The organism is Rossellomorea sp. SC111, assembly GCF_024733565.1.
Classification (GTDB): domain Bacteria; phylum Bacillota; class Bacilli; order Bacillales; family Bacillaceae_B; genus Rossellomorea.
The window spans coordinates 138706-160227 of the sequence record NZ_JANIOC010000003.1; the positions used below are offsets into that span (position 1 = coordinate 138706).

General features: G+C 43.8%; 25 protein-coding genes. 13 read left to right on the top strand and 12 right to left on the bottom strand.

The features are described 5' to 3' along the window. Positions 1 to 2 precede the first annotated feature (2 nt). Positions 3 to 458: a hypothetical protein gene (locus NQ095_RS04745; protein WP_258262337.1), complete on the top strand. Its 456-nt coding sequence runs from the start codon at positions 3 to 5 to the stop codon at positions 456 to 458. Positions 459 to 628: 170 nt separating this feature from the next. On the opposite strand, the gene NQ095_RS04750 is transcribed toward NQ095_RS04745, so the two are convergent. Further along, positions 629 to 1792 (bottom strand): iron-containing alcohol dehydrogenase, encoded by a 1164-nt coding sequence (locus NQ095_RS04750; protein ID WP_258262338.1) that lies wholly within the window; start codon positions 1790 to 1792, stop codon positions 629 to 631. A gap of 101 nt (positions 1793 to 1893) precedes the next feature. Further along, positions 1894 to 2769 carry a LysR family transcriptional regulator gene (locus NQ095_RS04755; RefSeq protein ID WP_258262339.1) on the bottom strand — a complete coding sequence of 292 codons (876 nt, stop codon included), beginning with the start codon at positions 2767 to 2769 and terminating at the stop codon, positions 1894 to 1896. A gap of 210 nt (positions 2770 to 2979) precedes the next feature. Here NQ095_RS04755 and NQ095_RS04760 point away from each other — a divergent pair, with 210 nt between their 5' ends. Together NQ095_RS04760 and NQ095_RS04765 are read left to right on the top strand one after the other, a co-directional pair. Beyond that, positions 2980 to 3516 (top strand): flavodoxin family protein, encoded by a 537-nt coding sequence (locus NQ095_RS04760; RefSeq protein ID WP_258262340.1) that lies wholly within the window; start codon positions 2980 to 2982, stop codon positions 3514 to 3516. Positions 3517 to 3606: 90 nt separating this feature from the next. Then, a complete protein-coding gene (locus NQ095_RS04765; RefSeq protein WP_258262341.1) occupies positions 3607 to 3900 on the top strand; it encodes a hypothetical protein in 294 nt (97 codons plus the stop codon). A gap of 30 nt (positions 3901 to 3930) precedes the next feature. On the opposite strand, the gene NQ095_RS04770 is transcribed toward NQ095_RS04765, so the two are convergent. After that, positions 3931 to 4359: a MarR family winged helix-turn-helix transcriptional regulator gene (locus NQ095_RS04770; protein ID WP_258262342.1), complete on the bottom strand. Its 429-nt coding sequence runs from the start codon at positions 4357 to 4359 to the stop codon at positions 3931 to 3933. 167 nt (positions 4360 to 4526) lie between these two features. Between NQ095_RS04770 and NQ095_RS04775 the strand changes: the two genes are divergently transcribed. From NQ095_RS04775 to NQ095_RS04785, 3 genes are all read left to right on the top strand, one after another. Continuing rightward, positions 4527 to 4949, top strand: coding sequence for an organic hydroperoxide resistance protein (locus NQ095_RS04775; protein ID WP_258262343.1), 423 nt, complete (start codon positions 4527 to 4529; stop codon positions 4947 to 4949). Positions 4950 to 5082: 133 nt separating this feature from the next. Next, positions 5083 to 5493 (top strand): VOC family protein, encoded by a 411-nt coding sequence (locus tag NQ095_RS04780; protein WP_258262344.1) that lies wholly within the window; start codon positions 5083 to 5085, stop codon positions 5491 to 5493. A 169-nt stretch (positions 5494 to 5662) separates the two neighbouring features. Then, complete coding sequence (locus NQ095_RS04785; RefSeq protein WP_258262345.1) at positions 5663 to 6853, top strand: NAD(P)/FAD-dependent oxidoreductase; 1191 nt, start codon at positions 5663 to 5665, stop codon at positions 6851 to 6853. 17 nt (positions 6854 to 6870) lie between these two features. Here the strand turns inward: NQ095_RS04785 and NQ095_RS04790 are convergent, their stop codons facing one another. From NQ095_RS04790 to NQ095_RS04805, 4 genes are read right to left on the bottom strand one after another with little or no spacing between them, the layout of a single operon-like run. Further along, entirely contained in the window at positions 6871 to 7509 is a 639-nt protein-coding gene (locus NQ095_RS04790; protein WP_258262346.1) for a Crp/Fnr family transcriptional regulator, read from the bottom strand. Next, positions 7506 to 8648 carry a peptide-methionine (S)-S-oxide reductase MsrA gene (gene msrA / locus NQ095_RS04795; protein WP_258262347.1) on the bottom strand — a complete coding sequence of 381 codons (1143 nt, stop codon included), beginning with the start codon at positions 8646 to 8648 and terminating at the stop codon, positions 7506 to 7508. The genes NQ095_RS04790 and msrA overlap by 4 nt, the downstream gene beginning before the upstream one ends. Further along, a complete protein-coding gene (locus NQ095_RS04800; protein ID WP_258262348.1) occupies positions 8645 to 9700 on the bottom strand; it encodes a sensor histidine kinase in 1056 nt (351 codons plus the stop codon). The genes msrA and NQ095_RS04800 overlap by 4 nt, the downstream gene beginning before the upstream one ends. After that, entirely contained in the window at positions 9687 to 10388 is a 702-nt protein-coding gene (locus NQ095_RS04805) for a response regulator transcription factor (protein ID WP_258262349.1), read from the bottom strand. The genes NQ095_RS04800 and NQ095_RS04805 overlap by 14 nt, the downstream gene beginning before the upstream one ends. A gap of 307 nt (positions 10389 to 10695) precedes the next feature. Between NQ095_RS04805 and NQ095_RS04810 the strand changes: the two genes are divergently transcribed. The 3 genes from NQ095_RS04810 to NQ095_RS04820 all read left to right on the top strand — a co-directional run bounded on the left by NQ095_RS04810 (position 10696) and on the right by NQ095_RS04820 (position 12851). Beyond that, on the top strand, positions 10696 to 11778 hold the full coding sequence (locus tag NQ095_RS04810) for an MBL fold metallo-hydrolase (protein WP_375162808.1): 1083 nt from the start codon (positions 10696 to 10698) through the stop codon (positions 11776 to 11778). Positions 11779 to 11837: 59 nt separating this feature from the next. After that, positions 11838 to 12380, top strand: coding sequence for a DUF6944 family repetitive protein (locus NQ095_RS04815; protein ID WP_258262350.1), 543 nt, complete (start codon positions 11838 to 11840; stop codon positions 12378 to 12380). Positions 12381 to 12620: 240 nt separating this feature from the next. Then, positions 12621 to 12851 (top strand): spore coat protein, encoded by a 231-nt coding sequence (locus tag NQ095_RS04820; RefSeq protein WP_258262491.1) that lies wholly within the window; start codon positions 12621 to 12623, stop codon positions 12849 to 12851. A gap of 87 nt (positions 12852 to 12938) precedes the next feature. On the opposite strand, the gene NQ095_RS04825 is transcribed toward NQ095_RS04820, so the two are convergent. Then, a complete protein-coding gene (locus NQ095_RS04825; protein ID WP_258262351.1) occupies positions 12939 to 13916 on the bottom strand; it encodes an LLM class flavin-dependent oxidoreductase in 978 nt (325 codons plus the stop codon). A 220-nt stretch (positions 13917 to 14136) separates the two neighbouring features. Then, complete coding sequence (locus NQ095_RS04830) at positions 14137 to 14985, bottom strand: VOC family protein (RefSeq protein ID WP_258262352.1); 849 nt, start codon at positions 14983 to 14985, stop codon at positions 14137 to 14139. A 160-nt stretch (positions 14986 to 15145) separates the two neighbouring features. Between NQ095_RS04830 and NQ095_RS04835 the strand changes: the two genes are divergently transcribed. After that, the gene (locus NQ095_RS04835; RefSeq protein WP_258262353.1) at positions 15146 to 15460 is read left to right on the top strand and encodes a winged helix-turn-helix transcriptional regulator; all 315 of its coding nucleotides are present in this window, start codon (positions 15146 to 15148) and stop codon (positions 15458 to 15460) included. A 221-nt stretch (positions 15461 to 15681) separates the two neighbouring features. On the opposite strand, the gene NQ095_RS04840 is transcribed toward NQ095_RS04835, so the two are convergent. Both NQ095_RS04840 and NQ095_RS04845 read right to left on the bottom strand, forming a co-directional pair. Then, the gene (locus NQ095_RS04840; RefSeq protein WP_224876261.1) at positions 15682 to 15837 is read right to left on the bottom strand and encodes a DUF1540 domain-containing protein; all 156 of its coding nucleotides are present in this window, start codon (positions 15835 to 15837) and stop codon (positions 15682 to 15684) included. A gap of 117 nt (positions 15838 to 15954) precedes the next feature. Beyond that, positions 15955 to 17163, bottom strand: coding sequence for an MFS transporter (locus tag NQ095_RS04845; RefSeq protein WP_258262354.1), 1209 nt, complete (start codon positions 17161 to 17163; stop codon positions 15955 to 15957). 148 nt (positions 17164 to 17311) lie between these two features. Between NQ095_RS04845 and NQ095_RS04850 the strand changes: the two genes are divergently transcribed. Both NQ095_RS04850 and NQ095_RS04855 read left to right on the top strand, forming a co-directional pair. Next, entirely contained in the window at positions 17312 to 17740 is a 429-nt protein-coding gene (locus NQ095_RS04850) for a MarR family winged helix-turn-helix transcriptional regulator (protein WP_258262492.1), read from the top strand. 10 nt (positions 17741 to 17750) lie between these two features. Then, on the top strand, positions 17751 to 18506 hold the full coding sequence (locus NQ095_RS04855; RefSeq protein WP_258262355.1) for a sugar phosphate isomerase/epimerase family protein: 756 nt from the start codon (positions 17751 to 17753) through the stop codon (positions 18504 to 18506). Between the two features lie 107 nt (positions 18507 to 18613). On the opposite strand, the gene NQ095_RS04860 is transcribed toward NQ095_RS04855, so the two are convergent. Further along, entirely contained in the window at positions 18614 to 19504 is an 891-nt protein-coding gene (locus NQ095_RS04860) for a TIGR01777 family oxidoreductase (RefSeq protein ID WP_258262356.1), read from the bottom strand. A gap of 345 nt (positions 19505 to 19849) precedes the next feature. Between NQ095_RS04860 and NQ095_RS04865 the strand changes: the two genes are divergently transcribed. Next, positions 19850 to 21493 (top strand): M4 family metallopeptidase, encoded by a 1644-nt coding sequence (locus NQ095_RS04865; RefSeq protein WP_258262357.1) that lies wholly within the window; start codon positions 19850 to 19852, stop codon positions 21491 to 21493. The last annotated feature ends 29 nt before the right edge of the window (positions 21494 to 21522 follow it).

Sequence of the window (21522 nt, forward strand, 5' to 3'; positions counted from 1 at the left end):
CATTGCTGACATTTGAAGATAAATTAGCTCTCATAGAAGAATTTCCCGAACTTACACGAAAGGACGTTTCACTGAACCGGGTGAACTTCCACTTTGAAGACAGTCTCTATGAAAAAACGACCGTCGTCTATCACCTGCACCCGAACGGGAACGGGTTTGTATATACGGGCAACCTCCCCGGGTACGAAGCGAATCCGAAGGGCCTTGTGAATATCCGGGATTTCAATCGAGATGAACTCCTGACAGTCATTCGTGCTTCGATTGATCATCTGGCAACGGAAGAAGAAGTGGTGCCACCGGTGGAACAATTGTGGAAAGATGCTGAAGGGCATTCACTCATCCTGCTTGAAGAAGATGACCGCTGGAATATTTACGCCGGTGATAATCTTGAGGACAGCTTTGGCGGGTATGATGAAGCTGCGTTGTATTTGCGTGAAGAAGGATTCCGGAGACGGTAGCATACATCATCGTGGCGGCCAGAAGGATTTAGAAAAGGACGAATCGTGGTGTCGATTCGTCCTTTTTTCTTCGGGCTGCATGGGTGTGGGGGATCCGGTCAGGGCGATGGGGAATCCAGCCGCTATACTTTTATTCCCAACCACTATACCAAAACCACGAACCACATCATCTAAAGAGATCTTGTCAATATGTCCCTCACACTGTCCTGATCCATTTCCTTATACGTACCTACGCCTAGCTTAATGAACGTCTTCTCTACAATAGCATCAAACCGGCTGGCATCAATGTCATAATCGGCAAGTGTGTCCGGTGCCCCCAGCGAGTTCCAGAAGTCACGAAGTGCTCTTGCCCCTTCCCGTGCCACGTCGATATCTTCCTTGCCATCAGTCGAGATCCCGAACACATTCACCCCAAGCTGTTTGACCCGGGATGGATCCTCTTCCAGTACATACTCCAGCCAGTTCGGGAAAAGAATCGCTAGACCCCCACCATGTGGTATGTCATAAATCGCAGAAATGGCATGCTCAATGCGGTGGGTTGCCCAATCGCCTCCATCTGTCCCGTTGGCCAGTGTTCCGTTAAAGGCCGTTGTACTGATATACATCATCGTTTCCCTGTGCTTAAATGATTTCGGGTCCTCCAGCAGTTTAGGTCCAGTTGCAATCGCCGTCCTTAAGAGTGACTCAATGAATCCATCAATCATCGGTGTATTTTCCGTACGGTGGAAATAATGTTCAAGGGCATGTGACATGCTGTCGACTATCCCATAGATGGTCTGATCACGGGGTACAGAGAATGTATATGAAGGGTCCAAGATTGAAAACGTCGGGAAGACAAGAGGCGAACCCCAGCCTAATTTATCATTTGTCTCCCAGTTTGTAATCACAGACACAGAGTTCATTTCAGAACCTGTCGCAGCCAAAGTCAGGACCGTTCCAAAGGGAAGGGCTTCCTCGATCGGAGCTTTGGCGGTGATCAGTTCCCACACGTCCCCTTCATACTTTGCTCCTGCCGATATTGCTTTTGTACAGTCGATTACGCTTCCCCCACCTACTGCCAGGATGAAGTCGATGCCTTCTTTTTTGCAGATATCGACACCTTTTCGGACAGTGGTCAGCCGGGGATTCGGTTCAACTCCCTTTAACTCAAAAACGTTGGCATCGATTTTCCCCAACTCGGTCATCACGTCATCGTAAATGCCATTTCTCTTGATGCTTCCTCCTCCATAGACAAGGAGAACCTTCAGTCCCTTATCTAATATGGAAGACAACTGCTTCACTTCATCCTTACCGAAGTAAAGTTTCGTCGGATTGTACTGTAAGAAAGTATTCATGTTCAGCACCTCTTCATAAGAATTGTCCATTCAGTTTACCATTCTTTTAACCCATGGAGTTATTGATAGTTTTATATTATATCCATCAAAAATATTGATGATTATAAGGTGAGGGCTGTTATCAATTGTGTGAGAGGAGGCGTCAGCCACTTCTTTTTTTGATACACAATCTGTGTATAGACGGGGGTTTTTTCATGATCAATTGGAATCTGGACAACCTTTCCACTCTCAACCTCCCTACGCACGGCTATTTCAGGGAGGATGGCCAGACCCAAATCGTCGGCAACACACTGCTTTATGGCCTCTAGGCTACTGAAAGAAATGACGGACCCCGCTTGTACTTCATTCTCTTTTAAAAGTTGCTCCAATAAGACCCGGTAAGAACAGCCTTCCTCCGTCAAAATCAGGGTTTCTGATTCAAGCTCCCTTACATTCATTTCCTTCAAAGAATGCAGTCGGTGACCTGGTGGAACAATCATCACCAATTTCTCCTGGCGGATGGGAATCACAGTTAAATCGGGATGCTCTGTAAAACGGTCGAGTAAGATGGCTATATCGAACTTCCCTTCATGGATCCCTTCTTTTAAGTTCGGGCAAAGTCCGGATTCAAGGAGGATCTTTAATTCAGGGTGCTCGCCCTTCAAGTCCTTGATATATGGCGTGATGAAATAAGCGGCAAGGGATTCCACTGTTCCGATCCGAAGTGTCCCCCTCAAGTTACTTTCCTTTGAGATCCGTTCTTCCGCTTCATCCAACAGGCACAGTATCTTCTCTACATAAAAGTAAAGTTCTTCCCCCGACTGTGTAAGCCTCATCTTTCTGCCAATCCGCTCGAATAACTTGACCCGATAATGATCTTCAAGCTTCTTGATCTGTGTGGTCACACTGGACTGGGCATACCCGAGTTCCTCCCCGGTCTTTGTGTAACTCCCCCATTTAACCACTTCTTTAAACGTATAAAAATAGTTTAGATCCATTTTTCTCCCTCCCTATCACCAATTCCAATAGTAAGTATCGATAATTATAGATAACTTTAATCTTTCCATCAATGATATACTCATAACCATCAAGTACCCCCACTCTTATGATGGCGGACGAACCCCTTCAGGTCACAAGAAATCATACAATAGAGACTGTATACTCTACAAACCGCTAAATATAAATGAATATATAAAGGAGTGTTCAAAATGAAAGTACTAGCCCTTTTAGGAAGCACAAGAAAAAACGGGAACTCTGAATTCCTTGCGAAAAAAATCATCGACGGCACCGACCATACCATCGTTTCTCTTGCCGATTTGCATATTGAGCCGATTGAAGATCTGCGTCACACTGAAGGAGGATTCCTGCCCGTCGAAGATGATTACGAACAGCTGGTCCGGTTAATGGAAGAACATGATGTATTCATATTTGCCACCCCACTTTACTGGTATGGAATGAGCGGCCCTATGAAGAACTTCTTCGACCGTTGGAGTCAGTATTTACGAGACGAGCGGTTCAATCTGAAAGAAGAGCTTACGAAGAAAAAGGCGTATGTGGTGATCACAGGAGGAAGCTCAGCCAACATTAAAGGTCTTCCCCTTGTACAGCAATTCAACTATATTTTTGAATTTGTCCAAATGGAGTTCACGGATTATCTGATTGGTACCGGCGTCAAACCCGGTGAAATTGCGAATGATACGGCTGCACTCGAGAAGGCAGAACGCTGGAACGCACGATTTAAATAGTCGATGATCCCTCTTTAGGGGTCACTTTTTTTTGTTAAACCCCACCCAATAAGGAAATAGTATGAATAAAACCCTTATTGGAGGCTCTATATGGATTTCCCAACCATTCACACAAACTTCTGGGATGCTGTCATCGCCATACCGGTCATCATCCTGTTAACCCAGCTAATAAAAGTTTTCTTTAAACCGAGGGCTTTTCTAGTACCGAATATTGCCGTCATACTGGGTCTTTTCATTTCCATTTTCATCAGCCACAGGGGTCATTTTGTCACAGGTATATTCATGGGCTTTTTTTACGGATATGCGGCGATTGGGAATTACGCTTCCTTGAAGACAACAATACTGGCTTTCCGGGGGGAGAAGGAGGAAAAAAGCAGTCTGTAAAATAAGGGCGACCAAAGTCACCCCCCTTACTTAATTTTGCAGTTTATTGAGGATCGTGGTCAGTGTCTGATCCAACTTCGAAAGCTCGACACCATCCATCTCAAGCCTCTCCAATAAACGGGTCGGGACACACTCTGCTTTCTCCTTCAGGTCTCTTCCTCTATCGGTAAGGCTGATGACGACACTCCGTTCATCCTCTTTCGATCGTTTCCGTTCGACAAGCCCGTTCGCTTCCATCCTTTTCAACATGGGGGTCAAGGTTCCTGAATCCAGGAATAATTTTCTCCCGAGGTCCTTTACCGATATCGTTTCATCTTCCCATAACACAAGCAAAGCAAGATATTGAGGATAAGTAACCCCGATCTCCTCTAAGAGACTCCGGTAAAGCTTCGTGATTTCCCTCTCAGCTGTATATATTTTAAAACAGATTTGATTTTCCAATAAAAGTGGATCCTTCATACATATAGATTCCTTTCTTGAACATACTAATTGTGATTATCATACAAAAAAGATCATTTATCAAATTTAATTTTGCACAACTTAATTGTTGACAATTAAAATTAAATTCTTTATAGTTAATATTGTAAAGTTAAATTGTGCACAACTAATAAAGAGGAGTGAAAGAAATGAATGCATTATACACAGCAAAAGCAACGGCTAAAGGCGGCCGTGATGGAAAAGTAACAAGCAGTGACGGGGTATTGGATGTCGCTCTAGGCATGCCTAAATCTCTTGGTGGTTCCGGGGCAGACGGGGCAACAAATCCTGAACAACTATTTGCAGCTGGATATGCGGCTTGTTTCGACAGCGCTCTTAATTTAGTGGCCCGCCAGGATAAGAAAAAAATCCAATCCAACGTAACAGCTGAAGTGTCGATCGGTAAAGATACAGACGGCGGATTTAAATTAGGCGTTGTCCTCTCAGTCGCCGTGAATGGTGTAGAATTGGATGAAGCCAAACAACTAGTGGAAAAAGCACACGGTGTTTGCCCATACTCAAAAGCGACAAATGGAAATATCGATGTAGAATTGCATACTGAATTATTTTAACGGATCAGGATGGGCACCAACATGCCCATCCTTTTTTTATATCAAAAACGAACATTTGTTCTTGTTATTATTCTTGCATCCGGTCTATAATAAAAGAGTACAATAAATTCTTGGGTATCGGAGTGGAGGACAAATGAAATATCAGGCTACACCTTATTTTAGCTTTGTTGGTGAGGCAAAGGATGCACTGGAGTACTACAAAGAAGTATTCGAAGGCGAAGTACTGGGGGTACAAACCTTCGGTGAGGCAGATTTCCCGAGTCCCCCTGAAATTGCAGATCATATCATGCATGCTCAATTTAAAAAAGGCGAACTTTTCTTTATGATGTCAGACAGCTTCCCGGGACAAGCCCCGTCTCCCGGAAATCACATTTCACTTGTTCTGGAACTCGAAAGTGAAAAAGAAATCGACCTGTATTATAAACGATTAACTGAAAAAGGAACGGTGATCATGGAGCTTCAGGACACCTTCTGGGGGGCAATGTATGCTAAGGTGAAAGATCCTTTCGGCATCCATTGGGATTTGAATTACACCAAAAAATGACTATTATACGGCCGCAGTGTTTCCTCTTAATGCAACGGCCTTCCATTCCCCAAATGAAACAGCTTTCCATAAAAAAACACATCCTCGTCACCAAAAATTCCATGTTTTAAACTCCCCTCTTTAAGGGAATGGATTATGAATAAATTCATTACTCATTGGGGGCACCAGGATGGAATTACACAACGGTCAATTGTTTTGGCCAACGACATTAAAAAATAGAAAAGAAGATTTTGATAAAAAGTATGATGCAGTCATCATAGGAGGCGGTATGTCCGGGGCATTATGTGCCTATTCACTCGTACAGGAAGGCTTGAACGTCGCCATCATCGAAAAACGGACACTTGCTGCCGGCAGTTCATCCGCCAATACGGGTCTGCTTCAATTTTCCAATGACGTCATGCTTCATGAGTTGATGGACCAGATTGGAGAAGACAATGCAGTTCATTTTTATTCCTTATGTATGAAAGCAGTAGAGAATTTGGAGCAGGTAGCGATGAATTTACCGGTTTCCCCTGATTTCATCCGCAGGAAAAGCATTTACTATGCAAGCACATCCCGACATGTTTCAAAGTTAAAGAAAGAATATAAAACCTTGAAAGAGCACGGATTCCCTGTGGAATATTGGTCTCGTAAAGAGATGAAAAACCGCTTGCCTTTTTCTAAGCCCGGCGCGTTAATCACTCATGGAGACGCAGAAGTGAATCCATACAAATTCGTGAATGGGATATTTGACTATTTAAAAGAAGGAAATCAAACAACGATCTTTGAGAATCTCGAAGCAACAAATATAGAAGAGCATTCAACAGGAGTCAACATCCATACGACTGATGGGATCATTCAAGCAACGCACCTGATCCATGCAACGGGCTATGAAACACCTCCTTTAAATAAAAACATCGGCTCAGATATCAACCGTTCCTACGCCATTGCTACAGAACCGATTGAAGACTTATCTCAATGGGATGAAAGAGCGCTCATCTGGGAGACTAAGCGGCCATATTTATACATGCGCACCACGGTAGACAATCGAATTATTGCCGGCGGACTGGACGAGGACCCTGCAGAGGCACCTCAAAATGAGAAGAAAATTGAAAAACGCGGGAAGCAGATTGAAAAAGAAGTTCAGAAACTGTTTCCCGACCTGAAGATCAAGATGGACTATGCATGGGGAGCAAGCTTCGGGGAGTCCATGGACAACCTTCCCTATATTGGAAAACATCCCGAAAAGGAAAGAATTTATTACCTGCTCGGTTATGGCGGAAACGGTACGGTCTACAGCATGCTCGGAGCCAACATACTCCGGGACCTTATCTCGGGCCGTCCCAACCCGGATGCAGACATCGTCAAATTAGATAGATGAATGAAAGGGACGGACCTTCAGGAAAGGTCCGTCCCTTTCACCATATGATAATTTCTATTGATTTTTTGGATGTAGCCTTCTTTGATTAGTTCTTTTGTGAGGCTGGTGACGGTTTCCCTGGTCGAACCAATGAAGCTTGCGATGTCCTGGTGTGTAAGGTGCACATTGATTTTAATCAGATTACCCTGCTTTTCTCCGAATCGCTTCATTAGAAAGGACAGAAGGAAAAGGATCCTTTCTTTTACAGGGGTATACATGATACTTTCTATGAATAGATTTCGCATTTTCATTTGTTGGTTAAGAGTTGAATATAATTCCGTCACGGTCAGTGAATGTGTGCCTTTCATACTCTCCACCCGTTTGTGAGAGAGTACATGTAAAATTGTCGGATCGATCGTTTCTGCATACACCCCTTCTTCATCTAAACTGAAACTGGGGATATTGCTGAATATCTCGCCTTCTCCTAAAACGATGAGGATGGTTTTCCGTCCGTCCTCACTGTTCTTATAAAGCTTGATTTTTCCCGAATGAATCATATATAGATGCTTATCCAATGAAAAAGGCTGGAAGATGACTTCTTTTTTTGAGTAGTTTACGAGCCTCTCTGACAGTTCTTCTAAAATGGCAGTCGATTGCAACGGGGTGGATGAATTCATGAGGCACCCTCCTCTTTTGTTTCAAACTGAGACACAAACTCACCGTATCCCTGCTCTTTTAATTCATCTTTCGGGACAAAACGAAGGGCTGCAGAGTTCAAGCAATATCTTAAACCTGTTGGCTTAGGGCCATCTTCAAACACATGACCCAAATGTGAATCGGCGTGTTTACTTCTGACCTCCGTCCTGACCATGAACAAAGTCCGGTCCTTTACTTCTACAATATTATCTTCCACAAGGGGCTTCGTGAAACTTGGCCATCCTGTTCCACTTTTGTATTTATCCTTTGAACTGAACAAAGGTTCACCCGAGACGACATCCACATAGATGCCTTCCTTCTCGTTATCCCAATATTCATTCTTGAATGCTTCCTCGGTGGCTTCTTCCTGGGTGACTTTGTATTGGATATCCGTCAATTTATCTTTTAATTCTTGATCCGTAAAAGAAGGATAAAGAGAATTGGTTTGGAGTTCGATATGACGTTCATCGCCCCATGCTTCATCCAGAAAATCATCCCTTCCTGAATTACTTCTGTAGAACTTGTAGCTTAATTTATTTTTCTTATAATAATCCTGGTGATACTCTTCGGCTTTATAAAAGGTTTTGGCTGGTGGGATTTCTGTGACAATTTTTTCTTCAAAGCGTCCCGAGTCTGCCAATTCCTTTTTAGACTGCTGAGCAGTCTTCATCTGTTCTTCATCATGGTAGAAAATCCCGCTTACATATTGAGGCCCCCGGTCTACGAACTGTCCACCTGCATCGGTCGGGTCAATCTGCCTCCAGAAAACTTCTAGTAATTGTTCATAAGTGATCACGTCAGGATCGTACTCGATTTGAACCGCTTCCACGTGACCCGTCTGTTTTGAGGATACTTCGTCATAGGTAGGATTTTTTTCTTCTCCGCCCGTGTATCCTGAAATGACCGAGTATACGCCATCCAGTTTTTCAAAAGGTGGTTCCATGCACCAGAAGCACCCCCCTGCAAAGGTAGCAAGTGCATGGTCTTCATCGACCATCTCTGTTTTCACCGCTTCACTTCCCAACGATTTTTGGGTGATGCTTGCATACAGTTTCGGTCCAAAAAATGCTCCAATAGCAACTAAGAGTATCAATCCGATTCCGATCATAATTTTTTTCACTGTCTCTCCTCCTCGCTGTTTTTTAATGGCAATTGAAACCAAAATGTGCTGCCGGAATGTCCATCACTTTCAACGCCCATTTCCCCATAGTGGAGTTCAATGATTTCCTTGCTGATGGAGAGTCCGAGTCCTGAACCTCCTCCCGCTTTAGTGCGAGACTTTTCCACACGGTAAAATCTTTCAAAAATAGAAGCCTGTTCTTCAATGGGTATCCCCTTCCCCTGATCTGTCACTGAAAATTCCATTTTATCTCCTTTTTTGACAGTCCGTATGGTAAGAGCCGTTTGATCGGGCGAGAACGAAAGAGCATTTTGGAGAAGGTTTGTCAGGACCCTTTTGATTTGAACAGGCATTAACGGAATGAGTGGCAAGCTGTCATCGTACTCGACTCTCACTTGTATTCCTTTCTCCTGTATTCTTCGTTCGAATTGCCCAAGGGTGTCAATCAGAAGCTGATCGATTGAAGTGTAATGTGGATTCCATGGCAGCTTTCTGTTCTCTAATTGAGAAAATTCCAATACTTCTCCTATCAATAGACTTAATTTTTCCGTTTCAGATAGTATCGTTTCGTAGTATCTCTTCCGGGTCTTCCGATCTTCAATGATGTCATCATTCAAAGCCGCTACAAAGGAATGAATGGATGACAGGGGTGTCCTCAGATCATGTGAGACATTGGCAATCAGCTCACTTTTGAATTTTTCTGATTCCTTTAATTCCCCAAACATCTCTTCTATCCTGGTGGACATGTGATTAAAGTTGGCAGCGAGCTCTTTGATTTCCTTAGGTCCTGCTTCCGTTACCTTTACCTTAAAATCACCATTGGCCATCTTCCCTGCTTCTCTGCTCATTTGCTTCACGGAATTTAATAAGGGGCTCGTGATCATCAAATTGACTGCAAAAGATAAAACCCCCGCTCCCAATGTAATAAAGAAGAGAAGAATGATGATATCTGTTGAAATAAACATTTGGACATATGATATGGTAAGGAAGATCATAATCACCATCAGGGAAATCGTGTTGGCTAAAATGAGGAGGGTCCTAATCTTCATCATGCTGTTCCCCCTCGAATTTATACCCTATTCCCCATACCGTTTTAATCCACTTGGGGTCGGATGGATCAACCTCGATCTTCTCTCTTAACCTTCGAATATGGACATTGATCGTATTCGCATCACCAAGATACTCATATCCCCACAACGTTTCGATAAGTTGGGATTTTGAGAACACCTGAGATGGATGTTTGGCCAGTAAGAGTAACAGTTCAAACTCCTTTACCGTCATTTCGACTTCGTTTCTCCCTGCAATCACTTTCCGTTTAGTACGATCAATGAGCAAACCATCCCACGTGAGAATATCCTCTTTCCTTTCAGATGAAGAATGGGTTCTTCTTAAAACATTCTTAACCCGTAACAACAGCTCGCGTGGACTAAATGGCTTGGTGATATAATCGTCTGCTCCTAAAGTAAGCCCATAAATACGGTCCTTTTCTTGCCCAAGAGCCGTCAGCATGATGATCGGAGTGTCATGATCCTCCCTTATTTTTTCAGCTACCTTCCATCCATCCATTTCGGGCATCATGATGTCGAGAATCACAATGTCCGGGTGGAATGCGTCATATTGTTGAAGTGCTTCTTTGCCGTTAATGGCAGCACTCACTTCATACCCTTCACGAACAAGATATCGTGAACATACATCCACAATATTTTCCTCGTCATCCACAATTAACACTTTTCCCGCCATTTAAATGCCCCTTCCTTCAATCCCTCTGATTGGGACCCTTCTCTTCCAAAGGTTTTGTATATATTCATTGTACTGCTAGTCATTTTGTCTGGCGAAGATGAATCGGTTTCCTTTTAATGCAGGAAGATGCCGGTGCTGTCCTGTCTGAAAAACGAGGAAATTCCAATTACCAATAGTATAAAAAACAAACATTATGGAATCTTAACGTAATTCTTAATTATTTCTTAAATGTCCCACGGTTTTCGTTTTGGACAGGCTCATACAAATTTGAGATAGTAATAGATATCCAACGAAAAGGAGAATCTCCATGTTTATCACTCTTATATTGCTTTTAGTCATAGTTTTGACCGGGATGATGATCGTGAGGTATTACCCCGCATTGGGGAAAAAGCCTGCACGTGAGCGAGTCAACTCGTCTCTCCAGTATTCTCACGGATCTTTTCAAAATTCATTACCCACTTCAATGGACACGAGCTTTTCTTCATCCGTTTCAATGATTCTCGACCTCTTCAAACGAAATGCTAATCGCAAACCGGGACAGGCTATTCCACGAGTCGCCTTTCCTTCTATTTCCCACCCCCACCCTGTGACGAATGTTACGTGGTTCGGACATTCCGCATCTATGATTGAAATCGATGGAAAGAGACTTCTCCTTGATCCCATGTTTGGAAAAACCCCTTCACCATTTCCATGGATAGGGGGAAAACGCTACAGCAAGGAGCTTCCCTTTCAACTCGATGAACTGCCTTCCATCGATGCAGTAATTTTCTCTCATGATCATTATGATCATCTTGATTACGGAACGATTCGAAAGCTTCGAGACAAAGTGAAGCAATTCTTCGTTCCCCTTGGTGTAGGGAGTCATTTGGAACGATGGGGAATTCATCCTGAACATATAGTCGAACTAAACTGGTGGGATAAGGTTGAATTCAATGGACTTACTTTAGCCTGTACTCCCGCCAGACATTTTTCCGGTCGGAATTTGAATGACCGGAACGCTACTTTATGGTGTTCTTGGGTTATCGTCGGTGAAACTACCAGGATCTTTTTTAGCGGAGATAGTGGTTATGGTCCTCACTTTAAAGAAATAGGGAATGCCTTTGGTCCGTTCGATTTGACCCTGATGGAATGCGGACAGTATGACCCCAGATGGGCACCGATCCATATGCTTCCTGAAGAGACGGTCCAAGCCCACCTTGATGTGGGAGGGAATTGGCTGCTGCCCATCCACTGGGGGGCCTTTACCCTATCTTTTCATGAGTGGACGGATCCAATTAAAAGGGTCACGAAAAAAGGAGCTGAACGGAATGTGCCCGTTGCCACTCCTAAAATAGGTGAAACATTTCTTCTGGAAGAAGATTCTCTACCCTCTTCGATTTGGTGGGAATGAACAAACAATCGCCCTGATGTATACACTATTTAAGGAACTGTAAAGTAGGCGATTATACTATGAGCAATGAGCAAAAAGCAACGTTCGGAGCGTGGGTTGCAGCCATTGGGACCGTCATTGCCGCCATAGGCAGCACCCCCATTAAGAGGATTCCTGATGGTACACTGAGGTCATTCAATCTCATAGGAAACGAACTTCAGGCAACAGGGAACGCCCTTGAAGCAGACGCCATAGAAGAATTCACACTGACGAAAGTGGGAAATGAAATTCAAGCCATCGGAAACGTAACGGTCATTGCCAGCATCGTCATTGATTTCAATACCATCATCAAGCAGGAGCTGAATATCAAAGGGAATCTCCTGCAGGCGTTGGGTGGATCTGCTGCCCTGGCAGATTCTTTCAATGAAGAACATACATTAGAAGAGCTTTATTCGATCTACGGGAACCTTCTGCAGGTCATTGGAAACTCCCTTCAAGCCATCTCAGGCATCCTCACTTTAAATCATAAAGACAGTGGGAACCTGAATGTTGTTGGCAGCTGGATCCAGGCAATCGGTGCCATTATTTCAGCCCTCGTACAGACAAAAGAATCCTCTACTTGAAGTTGCTATACATATTCTCTTTTCAGAGTGTAGAGCAACGGGTTCAAGTGCTCTACTAGGATGACTGATTTAATACATGACCTTTTTAGTTTTCCTTCTCGTCTGGGTCCATTTTTTATAAAATCTCTTTATCTGGGTATATGCCCATACCATTTTTCTTTAAAACGAATACTCATAACCTAGATAGAGAGGAGGTTTTATTCTTTGAATCATTTTCAGACAACAGGCAACGGTCATTTTATAAACTATGGTGATGTCCGTCGGCCTATCGGACGCGTCGGTTTTGGAAGGCCGGGATTTGGATTTGGCGGATTTGGAAGGCCAGGATTTGGATTCGGCTTCAGCCCGTTTGTAGGAGGACTGGCCGGTGGATTATTAGGAGCAGCATTATTGAGCCCAGGATATGGTTATGGATACGGGTATGGATATCCGCCACCTTATGGCTATCAACCATATCCTTATTATTATTGATTTCATATAAATTAAAAGGGAACCTTGTCGTTAAAGCGTAACAGGTTCCCCTTGTTATTTTTAGGGGTTTTCTTGCCTCGCCTTGAATTAGAGAACCGCCTCAGCCATCAACTCATACGACCTTACTTTGTCTTCAAACTGTGCCACGTTGGTGATGATCATAAATTCCTCGGTTTGATATACTTCACTTAGCAACTGAAGTTCTTCCTTCACTTTTTGAGGAGTTCCTATGATTGCTCTTTTTCTGTTTTCCTTTACTTTTTGTTTTTCTTTCGGTGTCAGCACCCTTGCCTTTGCTTCTTCCACAGAAGGAATTTCGGTGTCAATCCCGTTCTCTACAGCCAATAGCCATAAGTCTTGTGTGAGAGCTATTTCTTCTGCTTTCTCTTCGGTTGGAGCGCAAACGACAAAGATACACACATTGCTCATAGGTCGGGCTAATGAGGAGGAAGGCTGAAATTGAGTTTGATAGTAATCCAAAGCCCGTTTTCCGTTGGCCGGATTGATGAAGTGACCAAAGGTAAAAGCCGTGCCCTTTTCAGCAGCCACCCGGGCACCACGGTGGGTGATGCCCAATATCCATGGAAGTGGCGGAGAGGCTGCGTCAGGGTAAGCCTTCACGGATTGTTCAGGTGAGAGATGCAAGTAATTCTGAAGTGCCTCCACCTGTCCCGGAAACTCATTCATACTCTTTTTCATCCCATCCGTAAGTGCCATCCGTGTTTCATATGACCCCCCTGGCGAACGGCCGATTCCAAGATCTATCCGATTGGGAAATAGGGTTTCCAACACCTTGAAATCCTCCGCAATTTTGTACGGACTGTATTGTGGAAGGAGGATGCCCCCAGATCCTACCCGGATCGTAGTTGTCATGGACGCAATATGTGAAATCAGAACCTGGGGAGCAGAGCCCGCAAGTCCATTCGTATTGTGATGCTCCGCCACCCAGAATCGTGTGTACCCTAACTCCTCTGTATACTGTGCAAGCCTGACCGTATTCCGAAACGCACTACCTGCGTCCCCTCCCCTCACAATCACAGACTGATCCAATACACTCAACTTCATTCATCCCACTCCCTAACCGAATTTCCTATAGTATGTACTTACCATTATCCCACTAACATCTGCAGGACCAAAAAAAGATGCTTAGAGGGACGGACCTCGATTTATGATGGAATATCACGGGAAACACTTTCAGTGAAGGCAGGTAAATCCCGTTGTATCAACATTTTAGAAGAATATAGAAAAGGGACGGACCTCGTTTTTCGAGGTCCGTCCCTCCCCTTTACAGGCTTAAATAGATGTGATTGCCGGATGGGTCCACGGTGAGAATTTTACCATCATGTTCCTGTGTTGTGACCCCAATGGACTTGAGTCGATGAATGATGCTGCTGCGCTTTTCTTCATTTGGGAAGTGAAGGGTGAACCAGTTGAGGCCCACACTGTTTTCAGAAGGAGCCGGTGCGCCTACACCATTCCACGTATTCAATCCTATGTGATGATGGTACCCTCCTGTCGAAATGAACAGTGCCTGATTCCCGAATCGGCTCACTACGTTAAAGCCCAGACCCTTCCCGTAGAATTCTTCCGCCGACCTTAAATCTGATACGTGGAGATGAATGTGCCCCATCACTGTACCGGGAGGAAGTCCATTCCACGATTTCCCCTCTGCCTCGGATAATATCCCCCGTGCATCGATGGGATCGACGGCCATCTCGACTTGATCACCATTCCATGTCCAGGCAGATGATGGACGGTCCCTGTAAATCTCGATTCCATTCCCATCAGGATCGGATAAATATAATGCTTCGCTGACCAGATGGTCGGAAGAACCGAGCTTTATATTCTGCTTGATCAGATGGGCCAGAATCTTACCAAGATCCTCTCTAGTTGGCAGCAACAGAGCAAAATGATATAACCCCGTCGTCCGCGGTTCTTTAGGTAAAGTTTCTTCCAGCTCTTCCAGGGATAACAAAGCATGAATGCCGTCCGCCGTTAAAGTGGCCCGTCTTTCTGATTGTTCCAGAACCTTAAACCCGATGACTTCCTTGTAAAAAGAGAGAGACTGCTTCAAATCTTGTACGATCAGGTTCACTTCCCCAACGAATGTATGGGGTTCTTTATGAAAGTTCATTATGATTCCTCCGATATTTTTTAGGCGTTTACCATCAAGTTACTTTATGTAACTAATTTTAATTTAATAACTAAATTCCGTCAAGTAATTAAATTACCCAATTACCTTTTATATGGTATACTACTAATTAGAATTCCCATGATTAAAGGAGGCATTGAAGATGAACCAATCTGACATATGTCCAAGATTTGAAAAAGCGATTGGCATCTTAAGTCAGCGATGGACGGGACTCATCATTTATCAACTGCTTTCCGGCCCTCAACGGAACTGCACCATCAAAGACGCAATAGGAATCAGCGGCAGACTTCTATCCGAGCGATTAAAGGATCTTGAACAAGAAGGAATCGTTACACGGACCGTTTATCCCGAAACACCGGTGCGGATTGAATATTCGTTAACAAAAAAAGGATATTCTTTAGAGCCTTTAATGAATAATATTGAGAAGTGGTCCCAGGAGTGGATTGAAAAGGATTGAGAACCCGTCTGTTGGTGGCGGGTTTTTTTGTTTGGATTTGTTTGATTGATTTTCGTTAAAAGAGAGGATATATTTTGTTCCTCTTTTGGTGCCTGTGGCGGGTAGGTTAAGGGGTTGGAGGAGTCATTTACTTTAAATGTGTTTTTTTGTATAACATTGAGAATTATTATCAATACTATACAAAAAGAAGACAACCACGCCTATGGTTGCCTTCTCCCCTATTACATACCCGGTTCGAATGTTTTGCAATCCGTTTCTTCGCTGTTATGCGCTTTGTTCCCTTTATGACTGACAACGAAAATCTGGTCTGCAGAACACTTCTTACCTTCCTTGTTGTATCGGCAGTTGCTTACTTCACATAGTACGTCTTGTGCCATGGTTTTACACCTCCCCTGTACCATTAGAGTGTACGTTTCGTTTCAGGTTCATACCTTCACCTAACTGCTGACCATCAAAAAGGGACCCACCTTCGAAAGGTAAGTCCCCTTTACATTTTATAACTCCAATGCTTCATCTGGATTTACAGCCCTCGTTCTTCGTTTTGTCACGATTTTATATGCCGCTACTGTGACCAATACCACTCCACTGCAGATAATATATAAAGTTGAAAAGCCGAATTTCGAGGAGACTAGCCCCAACACAAACGATCCAACCGCAATCCCCAGGTCATAAAAAATGAAAAACGTTGCCGTCGCATGCCCTGTTCTCCTCTTCGGTGCCGCCTGAATGGACATCGTCTGGAAGCTCGGAAGCAAAGCACCATACCCAAGTCCGATCAGCGTTCCTGAAACCAATAATAAAACGACGGAATGAGTCATGCTCAAGAGAATCAGTCCACCGGCAAAAATAACGAGGGACGTGTAGATGACCGCGTTGGGTCCCGACCGGTCAAATAATCTCCCTGTATATGGCCGCGACAGTAGCATGGCAGCGGCAAATACGACGAAGAATAAGCTGACGGATTCGAATAGGCCGATAGACTTCGCGTAAACGGAGATAAACGACATGATCCCGGAGTAGGCAAATGAAGTCAGGAATCCTACCAATGCAATCGGGATTGCCTTCACTTCTATTAAATCCTTAAGAGTCAGGCGTCTGCTCACTACCTGGTCCACCACATCGTCCTCTGTCACCTGAATGCCAAATGTGCAAAGAAAGCCTATGACAATAATCAAGGCAAGGCCCATAAACAATGTCGTGTACGGAATCCACTGTATAAGGGCGAGGGAAAGAAAGGGTCCGACCACAACTGCCAGGTTCATCGACATGGCAAAGTAACCAAGCCCCTCCCCCTTCCTGTTTGCCGGGATCATATCTGCGGCAATCGCCACCATGACCGTTGAGCCGACACTAAACCAAATCCCATGGAAAAAACGGAGCCCCATCAAAAAATAAAAATCATTTACCCAATAGTAAATGAATGAGGAAATCCCGAACATTAATACACTGAGGATGAGCGTCTTTTTCTTTCCCAACAGCTCAATGATTTTTCCCGAAAAGGGACGTACAATGATGGCTGATAATAAGAAGACTGTTGTAGCAAGTCCTGCCTGCCCTTCTGTTCCATGTAACTCATCGAGCACATACAGGGGCAGGATGGTTAACAATGAGTAAAAAACTAAAAAAAGAAAAAAATTATTCAATAACGCCATAAAAAATGGCCGTGTCCAGATGTTTTGTTTCGTTGAAAGCTCCACTATCATTCTCCTTCTCACAATTAGATGTTGTACTAATTATATCTGCAACATGTATATATGTAAATATAGTTGTTGTGACAATTAATTCAAATTCTTCGGGATTTCATGTATGATAAAGAGAAGAAACTGAATATAGAAGGTGAAACCAGTGACAATGTCCCGAGATGAAACCATCGGCTTATATACGAGCCGCACAGTAAAAAATATCATTCGATTCCTCACTCTCCATCTGAAAGATTTCGATGTGACACCTGAACAGTGGACCGTTTTGAAGAGACTTGCAGAGCAGGATGGAATCAGTCAAAAAGAGCTTGCGAAGAGGTCAGAAAAAGACCAGCCGACCCTGACAAGGATCCTGGATATATTAGAAAGAAAAAAGCTGATCTACAAAGAAAAGAATTCCGAGGATAGAAGATCATTCCTTATTTTCATTACAGAGAAAGGAGTGGCGGCAAAGGACGAGCTGTCCCCTTTCATTGAAAATTTGTATGAAGACACGATTCTTAAAGGGATTTCAGAAGAAGAATTAGAAGTATATAAGAGCGTTCTTTCTCAAATCAACGCAAACATGACCAAAGGATAGGAGTGAGCGTATGAAAGAGATTCCTGTTGCCCTCCAGATGTATACATTGCGGAACGAGGCAGAAAAGGATTTTATCGGTACTCTGCAAAAAGTGGCGGATTTAGGTTATAAAGGTGTAGAACTTGCTGGTTACGGAGGTTTATCGGTAAAGGAGTTAAAAGATATACTGGACAATCTGAAACTTCGTGCCGTCTCCAGTCATATTTCATTATCTGAACTGAGGAGCAATATCGATCAGGTAATCGAGGATCAGCTTGAGCTGGGCAGTACCTACATCGTATGTCCGTATTTGCCCCCTGAAGAACGAAAAGAAGAAGATTATTTCCGCTTGATCGATGACCTGAACGTGATTGGTGCGAAATGCTTTGAAGCGGGTATCACCCTCTGCTATCATCACCATGACTTCGAATTAATGGCTCTTTCGAACGGGAAAACGGCTCTCGAGACGATTCTGGCTGAAACGAATCCCCACATGGTCAAAGCTGAGTTTGATATCTATTGGCTGACCTATGCCGGGGAAAGCCCTGTTGAGTGGTTGAAGCGTTATCAGGGGCGGACTCCTCTTGTCCATTTAAAAGACATGACAACGGACGGAGAACGATTTTTCGCGGAACTTGGAGCAGGTGGAGTGGACCTGGAACCCATCCTGGAATTCGGTATGCACAGCGATGTAGACTGGTGGATCGTCGAACAGGACGAATCCAAGATCCCGCCCATCGAAAGCGTGCGAAAAAGTCTTGAATACCTACATCATAACGAAGTGTAATGAAAAAGGAGAGCCGAGTACATCGGCCCTCCTTTTTTGCCACAATCTTGCTATTCACATGGCGATCGGATAGAGCTCCCGGGACTTCTTCAAGTGTAACTTGTTCATCACTTGGTCAGGATCTGTCCCAATGCCTTGTCAAGCGTATCGTATTGAAAGACGAATCCTGCTTTCACCAACCGATCCGGGATGACCCATCTGCTTTTCAGGACCAGTTCGGTTTCCGTTTTGATGACCACCGCACCTGCTTCAAGCATCCACTTCGGGGTCGGGAGCCCTATCTTCTTATTCATCACATCCCTTAATTGAGCCATGAGTTCACGATTGGTGACTGGATCCGGAGATGCACAGTTGAATACTCCGCTTAACTCCTTCTCTTCATTCAAAAAAAGAATGATCCGGTACACGTCTTCTACATGAATCCAGCTGAACTTCTGGGTGCCTGGCCCCTGCACCCCTCCGAGACCAAACTTGACCAGGTTTTTGTACGGCGTCATCACACCGCCATCCGGTCCCAGTACAATAGCGATCCGTAAAGCCGCCTGCCGCGTCTCCGGTAATGAAAATGAGAAGAATGCTTTCTCCCATTCTTTTGCCACTTCAACGGAAAAGCCCGTACCGATATCGCCGTCTTCCTCCGTCATCGGGCGGTCCTCTGCATGGCGATAGATCGTGGCCGTGCTCGAATTGATCCATAAGGGCGGCGGATTCTGACACTGGAATAGGGCATTTCCCAATATGTTCGTTGTTTCCGTCCTGGATTTGAAAATGTCCGCTATATTCTTTTCATTGTACCGACAGTCGACTGACTTGCCTGCAAGATTGATGAGCATTTCCGCCCCTTCCAATGCCTGTACTATTTCATCGGGCCGCTCCCACGACACATGAGGAGACTGTCTTGAAATGATGGTCACCATATAGCCCATCTCGTGAAATTTCTTCTGAAGGTACCGGCCAATGAAGCCTGTTCCCCCTGCTATGACAATTTTCTTTTCCACCGTATCCACTCATTTCTTTTGCGCAAGTTTGTGAAATACTTCACATTAATTATACCAAATTCTGTAACAATTTCAACCACTTCTTTTCTGATACACTTATGCACAAAAAATAGTGGAATATTCCTAGAAAAATATTTTTCACCAAATGGAACAGATAATGGTAGAAATTCCCCTCAAATTTGTTTTATATCGACATTATTAAACACTAAATATTTTAAATTTACTGATAATTACCATTTTTTTCATTGTCAACCTTCCTTTTTTTTACTAAACTACTAATTAGCCGCCGGGGCCAAAAGAAATAGCTATTTCCAAAATCTATGATCAAAAGGGGAATTTGTAATTATGTCGAAAAAGAAATTAGTCAGTTTAGCACTAGGTACTTCTCTTGTATTCAGCGCCTCCTTTACAGGTGCATCCGCATTTGCCCAGTCTTCAGATTCTATTACTTCTAAAATGGACATTCATCAAAAGGTCATGAACATAGATAAAAAAGGGCCAAGCTTCTTATCTGGGAAACTATCAAAAGGTATTGTGAAGAACGACAAAGACGTGAAAGCGTTCATGAAGGAAAATAAAGAGCTGTTCGCCATCGATCCACATTCTGAACTGACATTACTTGAAAAGACGACAGATGATCTTGGGATGTCTCATTATCGATTCACTCAGTCAGTGGACGGTGTTCCTGTTGAAGGGGCCATCTTCATTGTCCATACAAATAAAAAGAATGAAGTGACGGCTACTACAGGACAGCTATTCAAAGAAGCTTCTAAAAAGGTGACCAAGACAAAATCTAAAATCAACCAAAAATCAGCTACGGATCTGGCCTGGAAACATATCGGTCTATCTAAAGCAGATACAGTGACAGGAACCCAAAACGTTCCCGCCATTGATGGAAAGAAAGACAGTAACGTAGAAAGCACCAACGTGAAGAACGATCTTGTCATTCATGAAAAAGACGGAAAGTTCACTCTTGCTTATAAAGTACAACTTCAATTCATCGAGCCTTATGGAGCGAACTGGCAGATCTATGTGGATGCCAAAGACGGATCGATTGTCGAAGCTTTCAATGCTGTGACAGACGCAGCGACTACCGGAAGCGGTTACGGGGTTTTAGATGACTATAAATCTCTTAATACTTATTCTTCAAATGGAACTTATTACTTATATGATGTGACGAAACCTATGAACGGTGTCATTGAAACCTTTACGGCTAATAATGGATCAAGCCTTCCGGGAAGTTATTCCGTCGATAGCAATAACTCTTGGACTGCTTATTCCCAAGCCGCTGACGTCGATGCCCATGCTTATGCAGGCAAAGTCTATGACTATTATAAAAACACGCATAACCGCAATAGTTTCGACAATAACGGCGCAACCATCCGTTCGACTGTCCATTACGGTTCCAACTACAATAACGCGTTCTGGAATGGTTCACAAATGGTCTATGGTGACGGGGATGGATCAACGTTCACTTCCCTATCTGGTGCACTGGATGTCGTTGCCCATGAACTGACACACGCCGTGACAGAGCGTACTGCCGGATTACAATATCAGTATCAATCCGGAGCCCTGAACGAATCATTTTCTGATGTATTCGGCTATTTCTTAGATCCGGGTGATTACTTAATGGGTGAAGATGTTTATACTCCAGGCATTTCAGGAGACGCCCTTCGCAGTCTATCGAATCCTACTCAATATGGACAACCGGCTCACATGAATAACTATGTGAACACTTCTTCCGATAACGGTGGGGTTCATACAAACTCCGGTATCCCGAATAAAGCGGCTTATAACACGATCTCAAGCATCGGTAAAGCCAAAGCAGAAAAAATCTACTATCGTGCCCTGACTGTATACTTAACACCAACAAGTAATTTCAGTTATGCACGTGCTGCCCTTCTTCAATCAGCAGCTGATCTTTACGGAAATGGAAGCTCCACTTACAATTCCGTTAAAGCAGCATGGGATGCTGTCGGGGTTTATTAATTCATAGCTATTCAAACAATACAAAAAGC

What these genes read in the sequence shown, in the direction of transcription:
- NQ095_RS04760 (WP_258262340.1), top strand. Translation starts at nt 2,980, where the DNA reads ATGAAAGTACTAGCCCTTTTAGGAAGCACAAGAAAAAACGGGAACTCT.
- NQ095_RS04830 (WP_258262352.1), bottom strand. Translation starts at nt 14,985, where the DNA reads ATGAACTTTCATAAAGAACCCCATACATTCGTTGGGGAAGTGAACCTG.
- NQ095_RS04850 (WP_258262492.1), top strand. Translation starts at nt 17,312, where the DNA reads ATGTCCCGAGATGAAACCATCGGCTTATATACGAGCCGCACAGTAAAA.
- NQ095_RS04750 (WP_258262338.1), bottom strand. Translation starts at nt 1,792, where the DNA reads ATGAATACTTTCTTACAGTACAATCCGACGAAACTTTACTTCGGTAAG.
- NQ095_RS04770 (WP_258262342.1), bottom strand. Translation starts at nt 4,359, where the DNA reads ATGAAGGATCCACTTTTATTGGAAAATCAAATCTGTTTTAAAATATAT.
- NQ095_RS04810 (WP_375162808.1), top strand. Translation starts at nt 10,696, where the DNA reads ATGTTTATCACTCTTATATTGCTTTTAGTCATAGTTTTGACCGGGATG.
- NQ095_RS04785 (WP_258262345.1), top strand. Translation starts at nt 5,663, where the DNA reads ATGGAATTACACAACGGTCAATTGTTTTGGCCAACGACATTAAAAAAT.
- NQ095_RS04790 (WP_258262346.1), bottom strand. Translation starts at nt 7,509, where the DNA reads ATGAATTCATCCACCCCGTTGCAATCGACTGCCATTTTAGAAGAACTG.
- NQ095_RS04835 (WP_258262353.1), top strand. Translation starts at nt 15,146, where the DNA reads ATGAACCAATCTGACATATGTCCAAGATTTGAAAAAGCGATTGGCATC.
- NQ095_RS04765 (WP_258262341.1), top strand. Translation starts at nt 3,607, where the DNA reads ATGGATTTCCCAACCATTCACACAAACTTCTGGGATGCTGTCATCGCC.
- NQ095_RS04825 (WP_258262351.1), bottom strand. Translation starts at nt 13,916, where the DNA reads ATGAAGTTGAGTGTATTGGATCAGTCTGTGATTGTGAGGGGAGGGGAC.
- NQ095_RS04805 (WP_258262349.1), bottom strand. Translation starts at nt 10,388, where the DNA reads ATGGCGGGAAAAGTGTTAATTGTGGATGACGAGGAAAATATTGTGGAT.
- NQ095_RS04800 (WP_258262348.1), bottom strand. Translation starts at nt 9,700, where the DNA reads ATGATGAAGATTAGGACCCTCCTCATTTTAGCCAACACGATTTCCCTG.
- NQ095_RS04855 (WP_258262355.1), top strand. Translation starts at nt 17,751, where the DNA reads ATGAAAGAGATTCCTGTTGCCCTCCAGATGTATACATTGCGGAACGAG.
- NQ095_RS04840 (WP_224876261.1), bottom strand. Translation starts at nt 15,837, where the DNA reads ATGGCACAAGACGTACTATGTGAAGTAAGCAACTGCCGATACAACAAG.
- NQ095_RS04845 (WP_258262354.1), bottom strand. Translation starts at nt 17,163, where the DNA reads ATGATAGTGGAGCTTTCAACGAAACAAAACATCTGGACACGGCCATTT.
- NQ095_RS04780 (WP_258262344.1), top strand. Translation starts at nt 5,083, where the DNA reads ATGAAATATCAGGCTACACCTTATTTTAGCTTTGTTGGTGAGGCAAAG.
- NQ095_RS04865 (WP_258262357.1), top strand. Translation starts at nt 19,850, where the DNA reads ATGTCGAAAAAGAAATTAGTCAGTTTAGCACTAGGTACTTCTCTTGTA.
- NQ095_RS04755 (WP_258262339.1), bottom strand. Translation starts at nt 2,769, where the DNA reads ATGGATCTAAACTATTTTTATACGTTTAAAGAAGTGGTTAAATGGGGG.
- NQ095_RS04815 (WP_258262350.1), top strand. Translation starts at nt 11,838, where the DNA reads ATGAGCAATGAGCAAAAAGCAACGTTCGGAGCGTGGGTTGCAGCCATT.
- NQ095_RS04775 (WP_258262343.1), top strand. Translation starts at nt 4,527, where the DNA reads ATGAATGCATTATACACAGCAAAAGCAACGGCTAAAGGCGGCCGTGAT.